General features: G+C 31.0%; 18 protein-coding genes and 1 tRNA gene. 4 read left to right on the forward strand and 15 right to left on the reverse strand.

Going from position 1 to position 24,096, the window contains the following annotated elements; translation table 11 throughout:
- Positions 1-62 precede the first annotated feature (62 nt).
- Positions 63-1,169, reverse strand: coding sequence for a DEAD/DEAH box helicase (locus tag LL038_RS11815; protein ID WP_216120365.1), 1,107 nt, complete (start codon positions 1,167-1,169; stop codon positions 63-65).
- Between the two features lie 284 nt (positions 1,170-1,453).
- On the opposite strand from LL038_RS11815, the gene namA reads away from it, so the two are divergent.
- The gene (gene namA / locus LL038_RS11820; RefSeq protein WP_216120547.1) at positions 1,454-2,497 is read left to right on the forward strand and encodes an NADPH dehydrogenase NamA; all 1,044 of its coding nucleotides are present in this window, start codon (positions 1,454-1,456) and stop codon (positions 2,495-2,497) included.
- A 171-nt stretch (positions 2,498-2,668) separates the two neighbouring features.
- Entirely contained in the window at positions 2,669-3,400 is a 732-nt protein-coding gene (locus tag LL038_RS11825) for a tetratricopeptide repeat protein (protein ID WP_216120364.1), read from the forward strand.
- Between the two features lie 142 nt (positions 3,401-3,542).
- On the opposite strand, the gene LL038_RS11830 is transcribed toward LL038_RS11825, so the two are convergent.
- The 4 genes from LL038_RS11830 to LL038_RS11845 all read right to left on the reverse strand — a co-directional run bounded on the left by LL038_RS11830 (position 3,543) and on the right by LL038_RS11845 (position 11,704).
- Complete coding sequence (locus LL038_RS11830; RefSeq protein WP_216120362.1) at positions 3,543-3,989, reverse strand: DUF2383 domain-containing protein; 447 nt, start codon at positions 3,987-3,989, stop codon at positions 3,543-3,545.
- A 58-nt stretch (positions 3,990-4,047) separates the two neighbouring features.
- Positions 4,048-7,299: a DEAD/DEAH box helicase gene (locus LL038_RS11835; protein ID WP_216120360.1), complete on the reverse strand. Its 3,252-nt coding sequence runs from the start codon at positions 7,297-7,299 to the stop codon at positions 4,048-4,050.
- A gap of 91 nt (positions 7,300-7,390) precedes the next feature.
- Positions 7,391-10,528, reverse strand: coding sequence for an insulinase family protein (locus LL038_RS11840; RefSeq protein WP_216120358.1), 3,138 nt, complete (start codon positions 10,526-10,528; stop codon positions 7,391-7,393).
- Positions 10,529-10,774: 246 nt separating this feature from the next.
- Positions 10,775-11,704: a vgrg protein gene (locus LL038_RS11845; protein WP_216120356.1), complete on the reverse strand. Its 930-nt coding sequence runs from the start codon at positions 11,702-11,704 to the stop codon at positions 10,775-10,777.
- A gap of 272 nt (positions 11,705-11,976) precedes the next feature.
- On the opposite strand from LL038_RS11845, the gene LL038_RS11850 reads away from it, so the two are divergent.
- A complete protein-coding gene (locus LL038_RS11850) occupies positions 11,977-12,309 on the forward strand; it encodes a helix-turn-helix domain-containing protein (protein ID WP_268056063.1) in 333 nt (110 codons plus the stop codon).
- Between the two features lie 143 nt (positions 12,310-12,452).
- On the opposite strand, the gene LL038_RS11855 is transcribed toward LL038_RS11850, so the two are convergent.
- Positions 12,453-12,845, reverse strand: coding sequence for a hypothetical protein (locus LL038_RS11855; protein ID WP_216120354.1), 393 nt, complete (start codon positions 12,843-12,845; stop codon positions 12,453-12,455).
- Between the two features lie 308 nt (positions 12,846-13,153).
- On the opposite strand from LL038_RS11855, the gene LL038_RS11860 reads away from it, so the two are divergent.
- Positions 13,154-13,732, forward strand: coding sequence for an NUDIX hydrolase (locus tag LL038_RS11860; RefSeq protein WP_216120352.1), 579 nt, complete (start codon positions 13,154-13,156; stop codon positions 13,730-13,732).
- 89 nt (positions 13,733-13,821) lie between these two features.
- On the opposite strand, the gene LL038_RS11865 is transcribed toward LL038_RS11860, so the two are convergent.
- The 9 genes from LL038_RS11865 to LL038_RS11905 form a co-directional block, all read right to left on the reverse strand.
- Positions 13,822-15,501, reverse strand: coding sequence for a [FeFe] hydrogenase, group A (locus LL038_RS11865; protein ID WP_216120350.1), 1,680 nt, complete (start codon positions 15,499-15,501; stop codon positions 13,822-13,824).
- Between the two features lie 4 nt (positions 15,502-15,505).
- Positions 15,506-17,380, reverse strand: a complete 1,875-nt coding sequence (nuoF, locus tag LL038_RS11870; protein WP_216120348.1) for an NADH-quinone oxidoreductase subunit NuoF — start codon at positions 17,378-17,380, stop codon at positions 15,506-15,508.
- A 1-nt stretch (position 17,381) separates the two neighbouring features.
- Positions 17,382-17,858, reverse strand: coding sequence for a complex I 24 kDa subunit family protein (locus LL038_RS11875; protein WP_216120543.1), 477 nt, complete (start codon positions 17,856-17,858; stop codon positions 17,382-17,384).
- A 201-nt stretch (positions 17,859-18,059) separates the two neighbouring features.
- Positions 18,060-18,680 carry a GGDEF domain-containing protein gene (locus tag LL038_RS11880; RefSeq protein ID WP_216120346.1) on the reverse strand — a complete coding sequence of 207 codons (621 nt, stop codon included), beginning with the start codon at positions 18,678-18,680 and terminating at the stop codon, positions 18,060-18,062.
- Between the two features lie 21 nt (positions 18,681-18,701).
- Positions 18,702-20,288: a H(+)/Cl(-) exchange transporter ClcA gene (gene clcA, locus LL038_RS11885; protein WP_216120344.1), complete on the reverse strand. Its 1,587-nt coding sequence runs from the start codon at positions 20,286-20,288 to the stop codon at positions 18,702-18,704.
- A 209-nt stretch (positions 20,289-20,497) separates the two neighbouring features.
- Positions 20,498-22,732, reverse strand: coding sequence for an SPFH domain-containing protein (locus tag LL038_RS11890; RefSeq protein WP_216120342.1), 2,235 nt, complete (start codon positions 22,730-22,732; stop codon positions 20,498-20,500).
- 124 nt (positions 22,733-22,856) lie between these two features.
- The gene (locus tag LL038_RS11895) at positions 22,857-23,087 is read right to left on the reverse strand and encodes a hypothetical protein (RefSeq protein ID WP_216120340.1); all 231 of its coding nucleotides are present in this window, start codon (positions 23,085-23,087) and stop codon (positions 22,857-22,859) included.
- Positions 23,088-23,245: 158 nt separating this feature from the next.
- Positions 23,246-23,322, reverse strand: a tRNA-Lys gene (locus tag LL038_RS11900).
- A gap of 111 nt (positions 23,323-23,433) precedes the next feature.
- Positions 23,434-23,994, reverse strand: coding sequence for a nitroreductase family protein (locus LL038_RS11905; protein ID WP_216120338.1), 561 nt, complete (start codon positions 23,992-23,994; stop codon positions 23,434-23,436).
- Positions 23,995-24,096: the final 102 nt, after the last annotated feature.

A 24,096-nucleotide genomic window follows, 5' to 3' on the forward strand; every position in this document is an offset into this window, starting at 1 on the left:
AACACCTAAAGTTAATTATTAAAATCAGCTTTAGGTGTTCTATTAAACCCTTTAATTACATACTACAATATTTTTCTAGGAATTGGACTTTTCAATTTTCTTTCTATTGCATCTAAAAGAAATTTGTCTTTCGGTGCTGAAAATAAATATGTATATCCATCCTCGCCAGCTCTACCAGTTCTACCAATACGGTGAATATAACTCTCAGCAGTTTCTGGCATGTCGTAATTATACACATGATCTACTCCATTTATATCAAGGCCTCTAGCCGCAACATCTGTGGCAATCAAATATTGTATATCGCATTTTTTAAAGTCTCTCATTATTTTTTCTCTCTTTGCTTGTGTTATATCAGAATGAAGCTTTTTACAATTATATCCTTTTTTATAAAGAGCTACCTCAAGATCATCAACTCTTCTTTTCGTTCTACAAAATATGATAGCCATAAAAGGATTATCCGCGTCTATTACCTTACATAAATCTTCTTGTTTTTTTCTGTCTGTAGTCTCTATTAAAAATTGCTTAATATTCTTAAGCGTCGCCTCTTCTTTTTTAATAATTACTTCTATAGGATCATTCATATACTTATATGCCATTTTTTTCACATCTGAGCTCATAGTTGCTGAGAAACATAAAGTCTGCCTATTTTTAGGCGTCGCCATTAAAATGTTCTCAATGTCATTTTTAAACCCCATAAGAAGCATTTGATCTGCCTCATCTAGCACTACTGTCCTAATTTTATCAAGATTCACAGTACCACGTCTAAGATGATCGAGTAACCTTCCTGGTGTTGCAATGACAAGATGAATATTTCCCTTTAGTTTTTTGAGTTGCGCACCAATATCCTTACCACCGTAAGCTGCTAAAATATTTAAATTTTTAGCCCCGGCAATTTTCTTCGCTTCCTCAGTTATCTGAATAGCAAGTTCCCTTGTAGGTGTAACTATTAATCCTTGTATTGTATCAATATCTGCTGACATATTATCAAACATTGGAAGCAAAAATGCAAGTGTCTTTCCCGTTCCTGTTTGTGCCTCTGCTATAATATCCTTGCCATCCTTTATTAATTGAATACTCTTCTCTTGAATAGGAGTTGGCTCGGTTATTCCTTGAATTTTTATCGCACTTAAAATATCATCGTTAAGCCCTAATTTTTTAAACTTTATCATTTTTATTTACCTTTCTATTTCAAAATTATTTTTATTGTTTTTTTATACATTTTATTTATATAAACCTATTTATACAAACCATTTAATTATAACAGACATTAATTATAATAAAAAGTATTTTATAAAAATGCATTTCTTTTTTACAATTATTCAAATAGTAAAGCACATACTTTACTATTTTTTATATAATGATATACTTATGACAAATAGTCAATAACTAGCTGCTATTTCACTTTAAGTTTACAAATAATATATTTAGAATATAACGAAAGAGGCGATTAATGATGTCAAAATTATTTAGTAATTTTAAAATAAAAGATATGGATTTAAAAAACAGAATAGTTATGGCTCCAATGTGCATGGATTCTTGTAACGACAAGGATGGTTTTGCAAATAACTGGCATTTTATACATTACTCAACTAGGGCTATTGGTGGAGTTGGTCTTATCATTTTAGAGTCAACAGGAATTGAGCCTGGCGGTCGTATAACTGACAATGATTTAGGTATATGGTCTGATGAACATATCAAAAACCTTTCAAATATAGTTGACGAATGTCATAAATACGGATCAAAAATAGGTATTCAAATTAATCATGCTGGAAGAAAATCCGAAACTCTTTCCTATCCAATTATAGCCCCAAGTCCCATAGCTTTTAATGGTGATTATAGGCTTCCAGTTGAAATGACAAAAGAAGATATTGTTAATACTATAGATTTATTTAAATCTGCTGCCAAAAGAGCATTAACTGCCGGTTTTGATTTATTAGAATTACATGGTGCGCATGGGTATTTAATAGGTGAATTTTTATCACCCCTTACCAATAAAAGAAAAGATGAATACGGAGGTACAAAGGAAAATAGGGTAAGATTCTTAAAGGAAATTATACAGGCTGTAAAAACAGTTTGGCCCGAAACTAAACCATTACAATTAAGAGTATCGGCTGTTGACTATGCAAAAGGCGGAAACAGTGCAGAGGAAACATCCTCACTTATAAATCTCATAAAAGCTATGAGCATAGATATAGTAAATGTTAGTTCCGGTGGAACTGTACCTGCAAAAATATCTACCTACCCGGGATATCAAATTTGTTATTCTGAAATAATTAGAAAACAATGCAATATTCCAACTATAGCTGGTGGCCTTATCACTTCCCCTTTAATGGCAGAAGAAATATTAAACAATAAAAGATCAGATTTGGTGTATTTAGGAAGAGAACTTTTAAGAAATCCTTATTGGGCATTTGCAGCGGCCAATCAATTAGGGGATAATATCGAGTGGCCTGTACAATATGAACGAAGTAATAAAGTAAATAAAAATGGATTTTAAGATAATGTCTATAAATAAGTTTAGTACAAAGTCCAGTAGAATAATTTATTCTACTGGACTTTTCTGTTTTAAAATATTTTATTTTATTAATAGATGAACACTGTTTATGTATACTGTTTTATTTTGTGTCAATAATTATAATGTGATATTACAATTGAAAGGAGCATTTTAATGAAAAGTATTATTAAATTAATAAGTGATGAAACTTTAGTTAAACAATATATAGAAAAAGGCAAAGGTCTATTTAATGATGGAGAGATTGATAAATCATTTAGAAATTATAATAAGGCAATTTTACTAAATAATAAATATTCTCTAGCGTATTTTGTTAAAGCTGACGCTTTTCTAGAACTATATGAAGCTGATGAGGCTGAAAAATGTATAAAAGAATATCTTAAATTAGTTCCGAGTGACCCAAACGCTTACTGGAAATTAATTGATATAAACGATTTAACAGGAGACTTTGATAAATGCGTTTACTATTGTGAAAAACTTCTTGAAGACGATAATCAAAATGCTCTCATCTATTTAAAAAAAGGAGAGTTCTTAGCTATTCTCAATAGTTTAAAAGAAGCATTAGACTGCTTTAATATTTGCCTTAAATTAAGCCCTGATTTTTACGATGCTCTATGTGGTAAAGCCAGTGTGCTACTCTCACTATCCAATAAAGAAGAGGCCCTTAAACTGTATAATAGGGCCATATACCTTGACAACACTAAGAGTATTGCCTATTTTGGGGCTTCCGAAGTGTGCGTAGTTATGGAAAATAGCGTAAGTGCTTTATTATTTGCAGAAAAAGCATATGAAATAGAACCTAAAAATGAATGGTATAAATGCCATTATACCGTATTGAAAAATATGTATTTAGAGATTAAATCATCTCCTTCGGAGCTGCAACATTAACGACTTCAGAAGGATATTTATACACCTACTGAAGTTTTTTATTTATTAGGGTATGTAACTCCACTTATAGACGCGAGAAACTTTCCTTCTGAAATGTCGTTAAATAACAAATTGCTCCTACTTAATAAGTAGGAGCAATTTGTTATTTACATATGCTCATTGAATCTTGTACTTTTCTTAAATGTATATCATAGTCAGATACAATAGCTTTTACTTCACTCATTAAGCTACTATCTAAATCCTTATTCTGCTCTATAAACTTATTCCCCTGCTTAATCCCCATTTTCATTGCAGCCTCGACGTGTTTACAAACTTCTACATCATTGCTTACAGGTACGAGCTTAATTTTCTCAACAAACTCTGCCATAGTACCAATTATTCCAAGAGTATCTGTTGCATTGGAACCTAGCTTTTCTATTCTATTAGTAATTGCCTCTTCATGTCTTTTAAATGATTCTATAATTTGAACCAGTTCCTTTTTAAGCTCTGGATCCTTAGCTTTATCCAGATAATCTTTAAAAGTAGCACCACCCATATGAATTCCCTTTAAAAATTTGTTCATTTCTTTTACATCATTGTTTACAACCATAATCTCACCTCAGTTTATTGTGAGCATTATTTTATTTCATTATACAATATATTTATATTTACTCCTTCATCTCAAATAAACTATATATTTCATCATCACTTAGCGTTGCAAACCCTTCACCGCTAGCCATCTCATCTCCCATAAGCTCTGATATGAGTTTTTTCTTTTCTTCTTGAAGTAACAGAATTTTTTCCTCAATTGTCCCTTTGGCTATAATCTTTATAACACTCACCACATTTTTTTGTCCTATTCTATGAGCTCTATCAGTAGCTTGTTCTTCCACAGCTGGGTTCCACCAAGGATCAAAATGAATTACTACATCTGCTGAAGTTAAATTTAGTCCCGTTCCTCCAGCCTTTAAGCTTATTAAGAACACAGGATCTTCTCCTTCATTAAAAGTTTCTACCAAATCCATTCTCTTTTTAGACGGAACAGAGCCATCTAAATAGCTAAAAGTAATTCCCTCAACTATAAGCCTCTTTTGTATATTCTTAAGTACAGATGTAAATTGAGAAAACACAAGTACTTTATGCTGCTCATCTACACACTTATGAAGATGTTCTACAAGAGCTTCTATTTTTGCGCTACCTCCACTATAATCATTTAATAATACAGCAGGATCTAAACATAGTTGTCTTAACTTTGTAATATACGAGAGTATCTCTATTTTACTATTTTTAAACTCATCGTTTTTTACCTTGTTTTTAATAAGCTCCATTGCATGATTTGCATAGGTCTTATAGACTTTTTTCTGCTGATGCTCTAAATTAACCATTAATGTCTTTTCTATTTTATCAGGTAATTCCTTCAAAACATCTTTTTTTCGCCTTCTTAAAATAAAAGGTTTTATAAGCCTATTTAAATCCTCTAGTACCTCTGGATTTGCTTTAAGTTTCTTATGATATCTTACACTAAACATTTTTTCATCGTATAAGTATCCTGGCATTATAAAATCAAATATAGACCACAAATCCATAACTGAATTTTCTATTGGCGTACCCGATAGTGCAAATTTTGTCTTTGCCACTATTTCCTTAATTGCTATCGCATTTTGAGAATGTGGATTCTTAATATTTTGTGCTTCATCTATTATGCAATAATCGAACTTTAATGGCGCGTAGTTTTCCAAATCCCTTTTTAATAAATTATATGTGGTTATAATTACATCAAATTTTTCTATATTTTTTATTATCTCGACTCTCTCATCCTTAGGTCCACTAATTGCAGCTACCTTTAATGTAGGTGCAAATTTTTCAAACTCACTAATCCAATTATATATAAGTGAGGTAGGTGCTACAATTAAGCTCTTACTTCCCTTACTTGATAATATAAAAGCAATCGCTTGAATAGTTTTACCAAGACCCATTTCATCTCCGAGTATTCCACCAAATCCTAAATAATCTAATGTTTTAAACCAATTGTATCCGATTTTTTGATATTTCCTTAATGTACCTTTTAAATCATCTGGCTCTTTGAAATTTAGTTTTTCAATATTCTTAAGTTTATCATGTACTTCTTCTAACTCTTTTTTACCTTTTATATACCTAATATTATTATCTTCTAAATAACTATCTAAAAAAGCACCTTTGCCTTTTGATATTTCAATATGATTATCAAAGCTGTTAGGTGGCGTAATAACATCTAACAGCTTTAAGAATTTATTAAGTTCTAACTCCTCCAAATCAAGATACTCACCATTTTTAAGCTTATAGTATTTGATGTTATTTCTAAATGCACGTAATATATTAGTAGTTTCTTTTGGCTCTATATCGCCTATTTTAAAATCCATTTCGAAGTAATTATATTTTCCACTTTTAATATTTCCACTTATTGCTTTGGTCCCTAATGATTTTATACCCTTAAAATTTTGAGAATAATATACTTCCCCCATTTCTTGAAGTACACCTATATCGCTCTTGAAAAATTTGAATATATAGTCTTCTCCTTTTAAGAAATAAAATTTGTTCTTTATTTCCTCAAATCCCAAGTTCTTTAAAGCAGTTATAACCTGAGTCTCTTTTTTAGAATCCCTATATATAATCTTTTCATCACAATCCTCAAAAATATTAAACTCAAATGTTCCATACTTAACCCTTAATGTTAGGGTAATATCTTTTCCTACCTGATCAAAATAGAAACTAATTTGACATTTGGCCATTATTATTTTATCTTTAATAGCCTTCGATAAAACAACACTCGGTGATAAAGAATTTAAATTTGGAATTAACCGTCTTAATATGGTCTCCTCCTGAGCACTCTCCATAGTTACAACCTTTGCCTCATTAAAAATTTGTAGATATGGATTTATTTTATAACAAAATTCATAATCTGGAAGATATATAATGCTTCCATACAAAAAAACATCATTTTTGGATCCTAAAGGAACTGGCATTCCACTTGATGACTTTAGTACATAAGTATCTTTAATTAATTTTAAATCAAAATCTAATGGAGGAGATTCATATAAAATTTCTGTATCAACAGGTCTATAAAAAAAACCATCATTTAAATAAACCCTATGCTTAGTTATAACTTCAAAAAATTCTCTTGTTAAGTACTGAGGTATTTTTATGTTTTTTCCATCTACATATCTTTCTTCACTTCTACGTGTATTTCTTTGTTCTCCCTCGATAGTCTTTACCATTTCAATAAAATCAATAAGCCTTTTATCCTTAGTACTTAATTTCTGATTTTTAACATTAAATGTGAAATTTTTACTATAGCTTATAGGAATATTATTATAACATGCTAATATAAAATGGTTAATGTCCTTTAAAACATAAAGATTACTTGAAGTCATAGAATTTAACCCTATCTTAAATTCCGCTGTAAGGTCACTGGTCCACTGATTTTTATTTATATAGACTTCTATTTTAGTTTCATCCTTTTGTTTTTCATCCCCTAAAAGCATAGATAATATATTGCTTTTACTCTTATATATACTTGGTTTCTCTACATCATCTTCTCTTAAAAGAGGGTGCCTTGCTAAATCATCTAATGCTTTATAAAATGTTGCAACTAAATGTTTACAACAATAATTTTCTTTTTTAAACTCATTATTTTCAAAATCAGCACAGCTACAGAAAGTAGAAAATATACTTCTTCGGCCTGCATCCATTTCGATTTTTGTGTGATATTCATTAAAAAGTTTCTCTGAAATCACATTACCATCAATACATATTAGTTTATCTTCATTTGTAATATCTATAGAAGAAACTAAATCATTACTAAGGACTCTTTGCCCTTTAGCTCCATTTTTACCACTTGTTCCTTCATTGAATATTTGTAATATCATATCTTCATTCAACATATTTTCTCCCTAAATAAATTTTATAATCCTCTAATTATAACATAAATTCGAAAAGAACATAAAATTTCATTATATGTTCTTTTCTAAAGGACTACTTAGGTTTTTTAATAGGAACTATGATTTTATCAAATATGTTTTTGTTACTATTTATTTTAGTTTCACTTCCTACAACGCAATGTAAATTCTGTTTTATTACTACATCTAGAAGACCAGCTAAATCTCTTATATCGCTGGCCGTCGTTGCTAAAACCTCATCACGTATTTTTTGAATATCCTTTTGAGTAGTCCCTGAGAAATACATATTATCACCTAATATGCCTTTAGCATAAGGACCTTTCAAATAATCCATATTTCCTATAGTTCCTATTATATAATTAGTCATTTCCTTATCATCTGCACTAAATTCTTTTAAAAATTTTACTACCCCATCAAAGGTATCTAATGTCTCCTTTAAGTTTGGGTCACGATAAGAATAAAACAATACCTCATCTTTCGTGAAATTCATGGAACCACCATAAGCGCCACCTTTTACTCTAAGTTCCTTCCATAAATAATCACTATTTAAAATATTTTCAAGAACCTTCATATGTCCATTATAGGTATACCCTGACTTTGTAAAATTTCCAGCCTTAACCACATATTGAACTTGAGACGGAATTACAAAGGCTTCATTTTTACTTGAAAAATCGAATTTGTAGATTTGCTTAGTAAATTTCTTATCATTAATTGTTTCTTTAAATTTATTAAAATTATAAATGAATTTTTCATAATTCTTCTCGTCTCCTGTGTAACTTACAACTAATCCTTTCTTATTAAATACAATATTACTAACTTCACTTAAATTTGTTACCATTTCATCAAACCTTGATTCATAGTTATCATCTAAATCACAAATAAGATCATAATATGGAATACTATTCAAATCTTTATATTTACCACTATTAGATAAATAAGACAATGTACGGTTTATTGCCAAAGTGTTCCCTTGATTAACAAACATCGACTCATAATTTACTCTCAATGTTTTAATTAAAGCTTTCATGCGTAACTTATCATTAAACACACTATGATTCATTATCTCACCTAATAGATCCAAAGCTTCTGGTAATGTACTATTAAGCGAGTTTGCACAAATACTAATTTTGGGGACATATTCATTACTATTAGTATTACTCTTAAATGCTGTTGAATTAAAGACCATGCCACCAGTATACTTCATCATTCTATTTGATATCTGCATAGGATTATATTTTTGCGTATTAACATTTCCTAAAATACTAGCGAGTAATTTTAAATATAACACCTTATTTTGAGGCACATTTGAGCTATCAAAATATAAATTATAATAAGTTATGCCATTAGTAAACATTGGATGGCTTAATACTTTTGTACCTTGCTCTATTTTTTCTATTGTTGGAATTTCTTCTTCTTTTAGTTTTATATCTCTGCGGGTCAGCGTTGGTAGTTTTGATAAATTTTCTTTTGAATCCGCTGTCCCCTGCCACTTTTTTAATTCATCTGTATCTTTTTTAATTGATGTCAATTGAGTTTGTGATAGTGATTTTTTGTAGGCAGCTAACTTCTTCTTTAGCGCTTCTTCTTTGATCTCATTTAATCCATTTGATGGCTTTAACACAACCAATGAATTATGTTCATTATCTAATAAATATTTTTGTACTAGTTTTTCAAAATACTTATCTGATAATTGGGCTTTTATTTTTTTTAGAGAAGGTGTAATTTCCAAATACTCTGTTGGATTAATATCATAATTCCAGGAATTTAAAGCAGTTAACATGTAATTCATTCCTCTATTTGCATCTGAATTTTGAGTGCGCAAACTTAATTCTAAAGCACTTAATACCGAATTTACAGTTTCTTTATCAAAACCATCTTTCACAACTTGCTTTAATGCATCATCCACTAAATTTTTAAATTGATACTTTTGTGATTCATTTGCATTAGTGGCAATTATACTGAAAGTTGGTTGCAGTGTTGATGGATTAAAACTTGCATAAACATTTGCTCCAATGCCGTTATCGTGCAGTGTTTTCCTAAGAGAGGATGATTTAGTATTTAAAAGTATTTCTTGCAGTATTTGAAATCCTAAGATATCCTGTGCACTCGGGGTTTTGTCAATCACATAGTTAGCTGATAAATAAGTCATATTTGATGTACTTGCACTCTTCGCTACTGGATATAATGCTGTTTTTTCAACTTTTTTTTCATATTTATTTTCTAATTTAATTTCACTATCTACATTTACCTTTTTTGCTTTACTAAGATACTTATCATTCATAAATTTTAATGAATTATAAATATCTAATTTTCCATATAAATATATAGAGCTGTTTGATGGAACATAATATTTTTTATAAGTCTTTATAAATTTTTCATAAGTTAAATCAGGTATATTATCCGGATTACCACCTGATTCAAATTTGTATGAATTATGATTAAAAAGCGATTGATTAATAGTATTTGATAATAATACCTGTGGTGAAGAATAATTACCTTTCATCTCATTATATACAATTCCATTATAATTTAGATCACCAGTCTTGCTATTAACCTCATAATGCCATCCTTCTTGTTTAAGTATTTTAGGATCCCTAGTTATATTAGGAGAAAACACTGCATCTAGATATACACTCATTAAATTATTAAAATCTTTTTCATTCTTACTAGCTACTGGATACATTGTAAAATCCGGACCTGTAAAAGCATTTAAAAATGTACTTAGTGATTGCTTAGTCATAATTAAAAATGGATCTTTAACGGGATAATCCTTTGAACCACATAAAACCGAATGTTCAATAATGTGATTAACGCCAGTATTATCATTAACTGGTGTTCTAAAGCTTATGGAGAATACCTTATTTTCATCTTCATTTTGTAAATAAATTAATTTAGCTCCACTTTTATTATGCTTAAATGTCATAGAAGTAGACTGTATATCTGAAAGCCATTTTTTAGATTCAAGAATAAAACCCGATATATTATCACCAACTTCGATTTCTCTCTTCTCACTAATAATAGGCTTAGTATTACCAATCTTTAACTGTGGCCCCAGTGCATCTTGTACAATTTGTGCTCCTAATGCGGTTTGTGCTCCTGGCATGACTTGTGCAAATCGAGCGCCATGTATCCCTAGAACATTACTAAATATATTGATAAATAATGCTGTTGCAAGCAATATAGATATTTTTTTCGTAAATTTTTTTATTCTCATTTTGTTCCCCCTCAATATAAAATCTTAATAAAACGATTCTAATGTTATAAATAGTATGTTTTATTTGTATTTTTATATTCGAGACAATAATTAGTATATATACTATATTATTGATATTGATAGGTTTTTTTGATTTGTTTTTATAGATATTTTTTCGAATAATTTTATAGAACAAAAAAATCTAGCAGATCTTAACATCTACTAGATTTCCTTATATTTTTACTCACTCAAAACTTATTAAGTAAATTATGCATTTAACATATTTAGCATATCCTGCTTTTCTCTTGTAAATCTATTGTATACACTTTGCTTTACAGCTTGTGAACTATCTCTAAAATAAACATCAACCTTTTGGCGCTCGTTATATAAATCATTTATAATATTCTTATCACTATTTTTCAAATTAAGTTTTGAGAACACTGATAAAGTACCTGTAACACCATGTTGAACCACTGTAGACAGTAGACTTTCTTTTAAAGCATCACTTTTCTTGCTTATATCAAAACCATACTTTTGCTTTAATTCTGATGCTGCTACATCGTAATAATTTCCTTTTATACTGTTTTGCTGCAATTTTAAAAATTTATCTTTATTAGATAATGCAATACTTGTCCACGTTTCATCAAAGTTTTTCCCAAATTCATTACCATCTTTGGCTTTTGCTTCTGTTAACCTTGAATAAATTTCTTTATCTTTTATTTTTAGTGAACTTATAAATGAATCTAAAGAACCAGTCTTCGATGAAAATTGCCATGCTCCATAAGATTTTCCGCCATAATCACCTAATGTATTGCTTATTGCTGCTGGATTAAGATTAGATTCATATTTAGCCGATGTAAACCCCAATCCATTAGAATTAGAATCATTTGATAATGATTTGGAGGCATCTCTCATTTTAGCATTAAAATCACTCAGTGAATTTAATGAATCATTTACGCTATAAGAATTTTGATTTGATATAGCACTAGACATTAGTTGTGTCATCATCGAAGTTCCCGAACTATCCATCATTTGAATAAGCATTGTCTGAAACATGATTTTCTGATTTTCTATTTCCTGATTAACACTACTTGTGCTTGTATCCGAACTTATATTATTAGTATTTGTTTTTGTTTTTGTTTGTAATTTATATTGGTTCAACATGTTATTAAAAATAATATCTGAAGATAATGCCATGACTATCACCCATTTTAAATAAATTTTTTCTATATGTTTATTATCGTATACTTTAAAATAAACTTTATTCTTATAATTAAATATTTTAGAATAATAACATTTTTTTTACACATATTATTATAGATGAAAGTACATTTAATTAGTTTCTTATTAACAATAATTCATAATAACATAAAACATAATTTGTAGGCAGTGTGCTTATTTATATATTGTAGGTTTTCATGTAATGTTAAATTATTAAGTAATTTGTAGAATTATGAAGGGTGAATAATGTGCAAAATGAAATTAATTATGTAAAAGTTGGAACTAGAATAAGGATTGAACGAGAAAAGTTTGATATGACAAGGGAAAAATTATCGGAGCTCTTAAACCTTTCACCATACTTTCTAGGGCAAATTGAAAGAGGAGAAAGACGAATGAGCATTAACACATTAATAAACATTACTGAATGTTTACATGTTTCGATAGATTACTTAATTTTTGAACAGTTAAATGTCAATGCTAATAATGATGCGTTACATTCATTAATTGATAAATGTTCAGAAAAAGAAATCAAAGTAATTGAAAGCCTTATAAAACTAATAATACCACATTTAGCAAGGTGAGTGGTATTATTTACCTATGCTTCATAAGATAAATAAAAAATATACTAACTACATCAGTAGGATATTAGCATATTTTTTATTTATTTTTTTATATGTAATAATATTCAACAATTTGTATTGATTGCAAATATAAATTCTTTAATCTAACTCCATTCTTTTAAAATATTTTCCACCTTAATATTGAACAAAATTCTAGAGCATGTCCCACTTAATTTTAATTTTAATAAGTACTCATATTCTTTAAATTGTAACCCCATTTTTTGTTTGATTCTATTATTTAGAACATCATGAGTATAATCAATCTCTGCATAAGGTATATAATCTATAAGAAAAAACTCCAATTCTTCCCCGGCAACACCCTTGCTTTTAAAATTATTAGCCATCTTATTAATCATGAACCACTTTTTTATGTTTTCATATTCATTAATCATTTTTTCTAATGACATATTATATATAGCTTCCTCTAAAAATGGCACCTCGTAAATGTTATTTACATTCATTACATTTTCTTCTACATCTCCAACAAAATAAAACATATTATTTTACCTCCATAACTTTTATATATACTTTTATATTATTCATTATAATTTTATTTTCCGTAAATATTATAACAAATCTCCATTTTATTTTCTATTAATTATTAAAACCATTAAATAAACAATTTCACTTTTATAGCATCATTTCTCATTTTTGTTCCATTGTTATTTCCATTTTAAAGTGCTACTATTAATTTATGTATACATATAAATAAGAACTTAACATTAATAAAATCTAAGAAGTCACTTTTGAATCTTTTTTATATAGATACTTATTCATAAAATAAAATATGATAGGATATGAAATAATGAGTATGAAAAATATTACAACACTAGCAGATACACAATATTTAAAACTCTACGATGCAGAATATATTAACAAAAACGGGGAATGCAAAAATTGGTCAATAGCTTCTAGAAAAAACATAGATACATTAAAAAATATCTATTTTAATAAAGCAGAGTGCGCTATAGATGCCGTAATAATAATAGCAACTCACACCCTTGAAAATAAGTTAGTAATTATAAAACAATTTAGAGTCCCTCTTAATGATTATGTTTATGAAATTCCTGCTGGGCTTATTGATCCTGGTGAGGATTTTAAAACTACTGTTGCTCGAGAACTAAAGGAAGAAACCGGACTTGATTTGATCCAAATTGATTATTCTAAGACAAAATCACAGGCTTACATTTCAACCGGTATGACAGATGAATCCGCTGCACTCGTGTATTGTACTTGCCAAGGTAAAGTCTCCAAAGATTATCTAGAACCTGATGAAGATATTGAGGTTATACTTTTATCCAAGGCAGAAGCTAAAATTTTAATTGATTCTGATAAGAAAATAGACATTAAGGCTTTTCTTTCAATACAAAACTTTATCGCTTAGTTGGATCTAAAGTACAATTTATTCTTTCCTCATGAAGTGGTTATAAAACAAATCCACCAGAACATTATCTATTCTGATGGATTTGTTTTTTATTTGTATTCTACATGTAATAACTTGTGAACCTTATCTTTTAACAAACCTTTATACAATGTATCCATCAGAGGATTTTCCTCTGATCGCCTTATAACATTCATTCTGTCTGCTTCATATAATAAAGCACCACGTTTTAATTTTCCCTTTGATTTTACAAATGGTTGTCCTGCACCACCAATACATCCGCCAGGACACGCCATAACTTCAACAAAATCATATTGAGCCTCGCCTGCCTGTATTTTTTTCACAAGTTCATCAGCATTTTTAAGTCCACTTACAACAGCTACATTTATTAAACGTCCACCAACTGTAATACTTGTTTCTTTAACTCCCTCCATCCCCCTTACTCTAGCGAAAGCAATAGCACGTAATGCAGAAGGTGATTTATCCTCTATTACGCGGCGTATAACAGCCTCAGTTACCCCACCTGTTACTCCAAATATAACACCAGCTCCACTACTGACACCAAATGGCATATCAACTGCTTCAGGCAATACCTCAGAAAAAACAATACCTGACTCTTTTATCATTTTAATAAGCTCTTGCGTAGTTATTACATAATCTACATTATTAGCCCCATTCTCTATAAATTCATCTCTTTGTGATTCAAATTTTTTTGCTGTGCAAGGCATTATTGCCACATGGACAATTCTTTTATTAGATTCCTTATATTGCTCTTTAATTACAGATGCAAACATCTGCATAGGTGAACGACATGTAGAAATATTTTTAATTAAACTAGGGTAATTATTTTCAACATAATTTACCCAAGCAGGACAGCACGATGTAAATAATGGTAATTTTTCATCATTCTGAATTCTTGAAATGAATTCTTTTGTCTCCTCAAGTACTGTAAGATCAGCTCCTGTCGACGTGTCAAAAACTTCATCAACGCCCATTTTCCTAAGACTGCTTACAATTTTGCCCATAACATTTGCATCATTTTTTATGCCTAATTCCTCACTAATTCCTACACGTACTGCAGGTGCAATCTGAACCACGACTAATGTTTCTATATCACTAATATCTTTCCAAAGCCTTTGCGTATCATTTTTCACAATAATTGCGCCAGTAGGACACACTGCTGCGCACTGTCCGCACCCAACGCAATTGGTATCGGCAAGTGGTACATCAAAAGCCGTTCCTACAGTCATTTTCGAACCTCTATTAACAAAATCAATAGCTCCAACATTTTGCACTTCCTCACACATACGTACACAATCACCACATAAAATACACTTACTTTTATCGCGCACTATGCATACTGAAGAGTCATCTATTTTGCTCTTCACAGAAGTGTTACTGAATCTTACTTTTGTTATTCCAAACTGTTTAGCAAGTTCTTGCAATTTGCACTGACCGCTTTTCTCACATGTAGTACAATCCCTACAATGCGCAGCTAATAGTAATTCAAGTATCATTTTTTTATATTTACGGAGCTTCGGTGTATTTGTATAAATCTCCATATTAGCCTTTGGGGGAGTAGAGCAGGCCGCTTCCATTCCTCCCCATTTGTTTTCTACCATGCACATACGACAGGCACCATACACTGAAAGCTCTGAATAATAACATAAGGTGGGCAAATCAATGCCTGCTTTCCTAACTAACTCAAGAATGTTTTTTTCTCCATTTATCTCTACAGGAATATCGTCTATAAGCATAAATTGACCAGTCATTATCTTAATCCTCCTTTATAGCTTTAAATGTGCAAGCTTCAACACAGGCACCACACTTAATGCACTTATCTTTGTCAATTGTATATGTTGACTTTATTTTGCCTGAAATCGCATTAACTGGGCAAATCCTTGAGCACTTCGAGCAACCCCTGCAAAGTTCTTTATCAATAAATATAGTCTTAAGCCCAACACAAGTTTTTGATGGACATTTCTTTTGATTTATGTGTGTTTCATACTCAGATCTAAAATTTTTAATAGTACTAACAACTGGTAATGCAGCTGTTTTTCCAAGACCACATAATGCTGTTTGTGATATGGTATCTGCAAGTTCGAGTAACATGTCGATATCTGATGGTTTGCCCTTGCCCGAAGTAATTCCCTGAAGAACTTCAAGCATTCTTTTAGTACCCTCACGGCAAGGAATACATTTTCCACAAGATTCATTTTGAGTGAATGTCATAAAAAATTTTGCAACCTCAACCATGCATGTATCCTCATCCATAACCACAAGTCCACCTGAGCCTATCATTGCCCCAACTTTTTTTAATGAATCAAAATCAAGCCTTAAATCGAGATCTGACGTTATAAGGCATCCCCCTGATGGGCCACCTATCTGGACAGCCTTAAATTTCTTGCCACCCTTAATTCCTCCACCTATTCCAAATATTATTTCTCTTAACGTCGATCCCATTGGAACTTCAATAAGTCCTGTGTTTTCTATGTTTCCAGTTAAAGCAAAAGCCTTTGTACCAGGACTGTTTTCAGGTCCTATAGATTTATACCATCTTGCACCTTTATTAATAATTAAAGGAACATTAGCAAATGTTTCTACATTATTAAGTACTGTTGGTTTAGCAAAAAGTCCTTGCTCAACTGTTCTTGGTGGTTTTACTCTTGGCATTCCTCTTTTTCCTTCAATTGAAGCCGTAAGTGCACTACCCTCACCACAAACGAAAGCACCTGCCCCTTTGTTTATTTTAATATCAAAACTAAAGCTTGTACCAAGAATATTATCACCTAAGATACCATAACTTCTTGCTTGACTAATAGCATTTTTAAGTCTATTTACAGCAAGAGGATACTCAGCCCGTACATAAATATATCCTTCATGAGACCCACACGCGATAGCCGCAATCATCATACCTTCAAGTACTCTATGTGGATCTCCCTCCATAAGACTTCTATCCATAAACGCGCCTGGATCACCCTCATCACCATTACATACAATATATTTTATATCGGTTTTCTGTTTTTTCACCTGTGACCACTTACGGCCTGTAGGAAATCCGCCGCCTCCACGTCCTCTTAAATTAGATTCTTCTATTTCTTTAATGATACTTTCTTCATCCATATCAAATAAAGCTTTCTCAAGTGCTGTATATCCTCCTATAGCAAGATATTCTTCTATAGAAGTTGCATCAATATGTCCACAATGTTCAAGTGCTAGTCTTGTTTGACTCTTATAAAAAGGAATTTCCTCTTGCTTTTTATATATTTTCCCGTTTTTAGTGTATGCAAGCCTCTCAACACACTCATTGTTAAGAATAGTTTTTTCGAGTATTTCGGCGCAATCCTCTCGTTTTACTTTTATATATAAATATCCCCATGGCTCAATCCTTACAAGCGGTCCCATTTCGCAAAATCCATGACATCCACTCTTTTTAATTCCAACTGATTCGTCATGTGGTTCCTTTTGGAGACCTAACTCACAATCTATCCCTTTATCCTTCATAAGCTTTACAAATTCATCATAAATTTCAAGTGCACCACCTGCAATACAACCAGTACCTGCACATATAAGGATTTTTTTATGTTGCCTATTAAAACTATCAGCATATTCATTTCTGATACTAATTAAATCATTTCTACTAAGAAGCATATTATTTTTCCTCCTTAAGTGCGTTTAAAAGTTCCATTGCTTTTTGTGGAGTCATAGCACCATGTACTTTATCATTAATAGTTATAGCAGGTGCAAGCCCACAAGCGCCAAGACAAGAAACCGTTTCCACTGTAAACCTCAAATCATCCGTTGTAGTCTTCTTTTCTGACAATCCTAGCTCTGCTCGCATTTTGTCTAAAATAGGAACAGACTTTCTTACATGACATGCTGTGCCATCACATATTTTTATAACATACGTACCTTTTGGTTCTAAAGAGAAGTTATCATAAAAAGTTGCCACACCATATATTTTGGCCATACTCATTCCAAGCTTTTCTGAAAAATATGCAAATACCTCTTTAGGTAAATACCTATATATTTCCTGCGTGTCTTGTAATATTGCAATAATATTACTAGGTTTATTTTCATGATTTTGGAGTATATTATCTAATTTACTAAAATCAATTTGTGAACTCATCATTCTTCCCCCTAGGCACATTATTATTTTATCTCAACTACATTTTATAATAATTTTCGCAATATTACAACAATCACAATTATTTTTTTTTGTATTTTATATCCTATAAGAGTATATACTGATAAATTTTTTAATTTCTTTTAAAGATCAAAAACAAAAATAGGAAACTCAAATAAGAGTTTCCCTCCTTAGAAAAAAAGTTTATTTGTTATATTTTTTAAATAAGCCATCCAATGCTTCTCTTAAAAGAAATGCTTCGGTTTTATCATTTGACTTAGAAAGTTCTGATAACCTATCAAGTTGGGTCTTTGTAAAATAACTTGATTTCAGTACCATGCTTTCTGCCTCTGATAAACAAATTCTGTTTCTCCCCTCTTTTTTAGCTCTGAAAAGACCGCTATCCGCAACCCTAAGAAGATCTATAACATTTTTAGAATCACGTGGATAACTAGCAACTCCAAAGCTTAGAGTAATATTAATATTTTCTGTTTTAGTTAAACTTTTTAAATCGAAGGTATTATCTGATAAATATCTTCTTATTTCTTCTAAGTCCATAAAGCTTCTCTCTGCACCTTTTTTTACAAGTAACAAAGTAAATTCGTCACCACTTCTATTTATTAAATCTGTATCAGATAAATTATTACTAAATATAGAAATAACTTTACTAATTACTTCATCTCCTATATCATTTCCATGAATTTTATTAATATTGTTTAGATTATCAATATCACATGTAACTACACTAAAAGGTCCTTCATTATTTTTAATTAAATCTTTAACCCTTGATGTTATTTCATCTATAGAAATTAGTGTTTTATCCATAATAACTTCTCCTTAAAATCCTTATTTTAATACCTCACAGCTTGCCGTCATTATTGTAAGCGCATCATTCATTTTAGCAACTCTATCCTCATTGGTGAGTACAATCAAATAATCGCCTGGAAAAATAACGGTAGATCCTTTTGGAAGTATCTCATGTTCTCCTCGCTTAACTGTTACTAATAAGCAATGAGACGGCCATATGACATCTTTAATTCGTTTTCCATCTAAATCTGACCCCATACAAACAACAAACTCTAGTATAGCCTTGTTTTTCTTATTACCGAAGGATATCTTTTCTCCTTGATTATGTAGAAATTTTTCAAGTAACGATTCATAAATAGGCTTTGATGCCAAAATATCAGCCACAATATATGCAACAATAGATACAACAGATAAAGAAAGTAATTGACTAAAAGAACCTGTCATTTCAGTAAGTAGAATAATTCCAGTTATAGGCGCTCTAACTACAGCTGTGAAATATCCTGCCATTGCAAGTATTATAAAGTTATTGATATACATACTATTAAAATGTGCAAAATGTACAAGTGTTATCCCATAAACATTTCCTATTAAGGCTCCAATAGCAAGAAGTGGAAGAAAGATTCCTCCTGGTGCACCCGATCCAAAACTTAGCATAGTGAATAAGAATTTTACAAAAACTAGAATTACTAAAATTGCTAAAGATGGGTTTCCTGTAAATAGTGAGGTTATTAGTTCGTGACCTCCCCCTAATGCTTGTGGTAATAAAATTCCAAGTATAACTGAAATTAATAATGGTACTACCATTCTCATTTCTTTTGGGAGCCACGTTTGAGCTACATATATATCCTGGGTTTTCAAAAGAATTTTATTAAATAAAACCCCTAAAACCCCAACAATAACACCTAGTATAATCAAATAAAAATAAAATTTAAGTGGCAATATAGATAGATTTTTAATTACGAAAATCGGTTTTAGGCCCAAAAAGCTACTTGCTACAAAATCAGCTGATAATGCCGCAGATAATGCAGACAGTAAAATTAAAGGTGAAAAGTTTTTATGAACCTCTTCTAATGCAAACAATGCTCCAGCGAGTGGTGCATTAAATGCAGCTGACAGTCCTGCACTAGCTCCACTTGTCATGAGATATTTTTCTTCAATCTTTATTCTTTTAAAGACCTTACTAAAGCCTTGACCAACGGCTGCACCTAATTGAACCGATGGTCCTTCCCTTCCTAAAGAAAGACCTGATCCTATTGAAAGAACTCCTCCAAAAAATTTACCAATTATAACTCTCCACCAGGTCATATCAAGTTTTCTAAGTAAAACTCCTTCCACTTGAGGGATTCCACTTCCAGTAATCATGGGTTCATGTTTAACCATTAGTCCTACAATATATCCTATAAGTATTAAAGCACAAATCCATGGCAAAATAAGTACTGGGTTTATAGATATAGTTTTATAAACATAAGTTACAAAAATTCCTGCTTTTTCAAGTGTATAACGATACAGTACAATTAATAAACCTGTAATAATACCTACTCCTATTCCTTCAAACACGAGCTTTAATCTAAGACTACGCCAGTTGAATAAAGAATTGTAGGTATTGTGTTTGTTTTTTGATTCCATTTCTCTGCCTCCATTACTAGATAAAAACTATTATTATTTATATCTTCAAATTCTATAAAATATGTGATTAAATTATGCTGTTATATATATAATAACATATATATGATTATATATGTATATTAACTGGGTTAACTATCATTATAATTGTATTTATAATGAAAAAATCCAGTAGAATAATTTATATTATTCTACTGGATTTTTTTTGTATACTATTTACTTTGTGTTTTGATTCCCTCTTTAACGTCAATGTTCTCAATACTTTTTGGTATTATTGAACCTTTTTCACTTGCCATATTTGCAAGTACCATACTCATTATACCTTCCATTGCGTTAGGTGTTTTTCCATCAGCTCCACCCATTATTATAGTTTGTGGCACTAGTGGTGACTTACTTATCTTTAACGCCTCTGCAAATGCTATCATGACACTTTGCCTAACTTGTAAATCAGGGCCACCATATGCCTCAACTAAAGCCTTAGCCGCAGCTCCCTTTGCAATTCCTACCTTTGTTTCTTGCTCAGCAGTAGCATCCGCAACTGCTTTAATATTTAATGCTGTTGCATTTCCAACTGTTTCAAGTTTAAATGATTCTGCTTTTGCTTGAAGCTCTACTTGTTTCGCATTAGCCTCAGCGGTAAGTTCAATAGTCTTTGCCTGGGCTGCAGCTTGTGCTTCCCTTGTGTATCTCTCAGCATCTGCTTCTTGAGTTCTCTTGTATTTGTCGGCTTCTGCAAGTTTCTGAGTTTTAAGTGCTAACTGTTCTGCGAGTCTTAATTCAGATTTACCCTTATTATCAGCAACTTCTATATCAATACTTGATTGTGTAAGAGCTGACTGCGCCATTGCTTTTGCCTCTGCTTCATTTAGTTCTCTTTGCTTTTCAGCAGATTTTTGTTTAGCTTCATTTGTCTTAATTTCTTCCATAGCTACTTGTCTATCTCTTAACTGTGCAAGAATTTTTTCAATTCTTGTATCACTAGAAGAAGCAGCTGGTGTTCCAATTAATACTTCTTGTAGTTCTAAATCATATAGTTTAAATTTACCCGTCATTTCATCTGCTGCTTGTTGTTGAATCTGACTTCTATCTTGAACAAGTTCTATAAGAGTTTTTGTTTGTCCTATATTCTTAAAATACCCAGCTACCATTGGATCAAGGGATTGTTCAATAAGCATTTTAATATCCCCAAACCTTTGTATAACTGATGATGCTTTTCTATAATCAATGTTAAATACTACGGTTAGTGGTAAATTAGGCTCAAAAGCATCTTTAGTTATCAAACTAATTTCTTTTAAATTATCATCTAACTTATGCACACCAGTTTGGCCACTAATCCACTTAAGTATTACATTGGTAGTAGGAACTGGAACCACTTTACCAGCATAAGTATTAAATGCATACTTTCCTGGCATCATAGAATCTCTCCAAATACCCTTTTTCCCTTGTTCTACAAGCTCTCCATGAGAATATCCTTTCCCAGAAACATCTTCACCTTTATCCCCAAAGTAGCTTACCACTACCCCTACATATCCAATATCTATTATGCTTTTAGGTACTATATCAACAGTTGCAAACATCCTATTAATGAAATAAACTCCATCAGTAAGTACTTGCATTTGTTTACCTTTTCTACCATCTGCAGCTAAAAATTTCTCTGGTTCTTGAAAATTGTTGTGATAGAACTCGTTATTTATACCATCACCAACAATAGGTGCTATAATTGCTCCATTGTCAGGTGTTGGACCCTCATTAATAGTTACAATACCTATAGTATCACGGTTAGTTGACCTTTTAGCTGTGTTTTTATTAAAGGTATTTTCTATTTCACTACCATCATCCTGCTGAGTATATGACTCAGAAACTTTTGAACTTGATATAATTACAGGATTAAACCCACTATCCTTAGCTAAGTCACTTCTCATTGTCTCTATTTGAGCTGTTTCAGCTTTTGAAGTAAATATTGAATGTACTTTATCCTTCGTAATTATAATAAATTGTGCTAAGTTAAATGCATAAGTACCCTCACGAAGAATTTGCCTTTGTGGTCCTTTTTGTCCACCATTATTTAAAAATCCTACAACGTCCTGGAATGACTTGCTTTGTGGTATAACCTTACCTAAAGTTTGACCCTCTCCTAAACTTTCTCCAGACCTTGAAAATACATAAGCTATTTGTCCTTGTGGTATAGTTACAAGCCTCACCTTTTTAACCTTATACTTGAAAGGTGTTTTGAAATGAATACCAGCCCTTAGTACTTCTGGTTGGTAACCTGCTTCTCCTTTAAGTGCTATAAGGCCATCAGCTGGCACTGAACCACCTGAACTCCACCATTTCTCTACAATACCTACTTCATCTGATCCTATGCTTGTAGCCCCTATTGCATAAATAATTAAAATTAGTACTACTATTACTATAGCTGCTATAATTAATAATGTGTACGGAATCATAATTTTCCCCCTTTATCATTTATATTTTATTCTATAACTGATATTAACATACTATTGTACTATATGTTGGTATTTTTGAAATAGTATTCAAAAAAACATAAAATCATATTTTTCAACTTAATAACTAAGTTAACTTTCTACCACACATAGGACAATAATAAATCTTAATTGTTTGAACTGATATATCTTCTTTGTCCAAGCGAATTTCATTTTTACTATCATCAATATACCAACTATTATCCCCTGTTGTATCTAATAACTGTTTGCCCTCTTTACAATAAGTACAACCCTTTGTATTCGTTAGCTGAATATTAAAATGTTCTTTATGATTATCCATAGTAACGCTATAGCCCATAATCTACCACCTTTTTATTTATTTAGATATCAAGTTACAACTGTATGTTTACTTTATATTTCCTCTCATTAGTAATCCTCCATTTTCTTATTATATTATATACATAATAAATCGAAAAAATGCAGATATCTCAACGTTTGAGATATCTGCATATATTATGGTGCTCCATCAGGGAATTGAACCCTGGACCCCCTGATTAAGAGTCAGGTGCTCTAACCAGCTGAGCTAATGAAGCATGTTAGACAACTTCTTTAGTATATATTAGTTTTATGTATTTGTAAACACTTTTTTTATAAAACTAATAGATAAATTTATATCTATTAGTTTTACTAAGTAAATCATACTATTATTTTATATAATTTACATTATTTTCTTTTCTTTTCGGTGCATTAGTTACTTCAATTTTTTTATACCCTAGGCAAAATGCATGTATTTGTTTAAATCCTTCTGGAATTTCAAGTTCTTTAATGAAGGCCTTACCTTTTTCACTGTTTAATAGAATAGCAATAAGTCCAACCCAACAAGAACCAATTTCTAATGATTCTGCAGCTATTAGCATATTCTCAGTAGCAACGCCACAATCAACTGAAGCAGATTGATTATTTATGTCACCAGATACCAATACTACCGTTGGTGCATTATAAAATACATGAAACTTTTCATTATCAGAAAATCTTCTAATATACTCATTATCAGAGTCTTTTGCAATCTCTTTAAAAGCATCACTTAATCTGTCGATAATGTCTTTTCTTTGTATTACGGTAAAATGCCATGGTTGCTGATTATTAGCACTTGGTGCATAAATGCCTGCATCTATTATCTCTGTTAAGTGTGCACCATTAATTTGTTCTGGTAAAAATGCTCTCGTACTTCTTCTATTTCTTATATTTTTCAAAGTTTCATTCATAATAAATCCTCCTAAGTATATTTGATTTTTTTAACATCTAGTCACTAAAACAATACTATATCACATTTTCTTCATTAAACGCACAGAATCACTCATTTCTTG

The sequence above is a fragment of the Clostridium estertheticum genome (assembly GCF_026650985.1).
GTDB lineage: Bacteria > Bacillota > Clostridia > Clostridiales > Clostridiaceae > Clostridium_AD > Clostridium_AD estertheticum_C.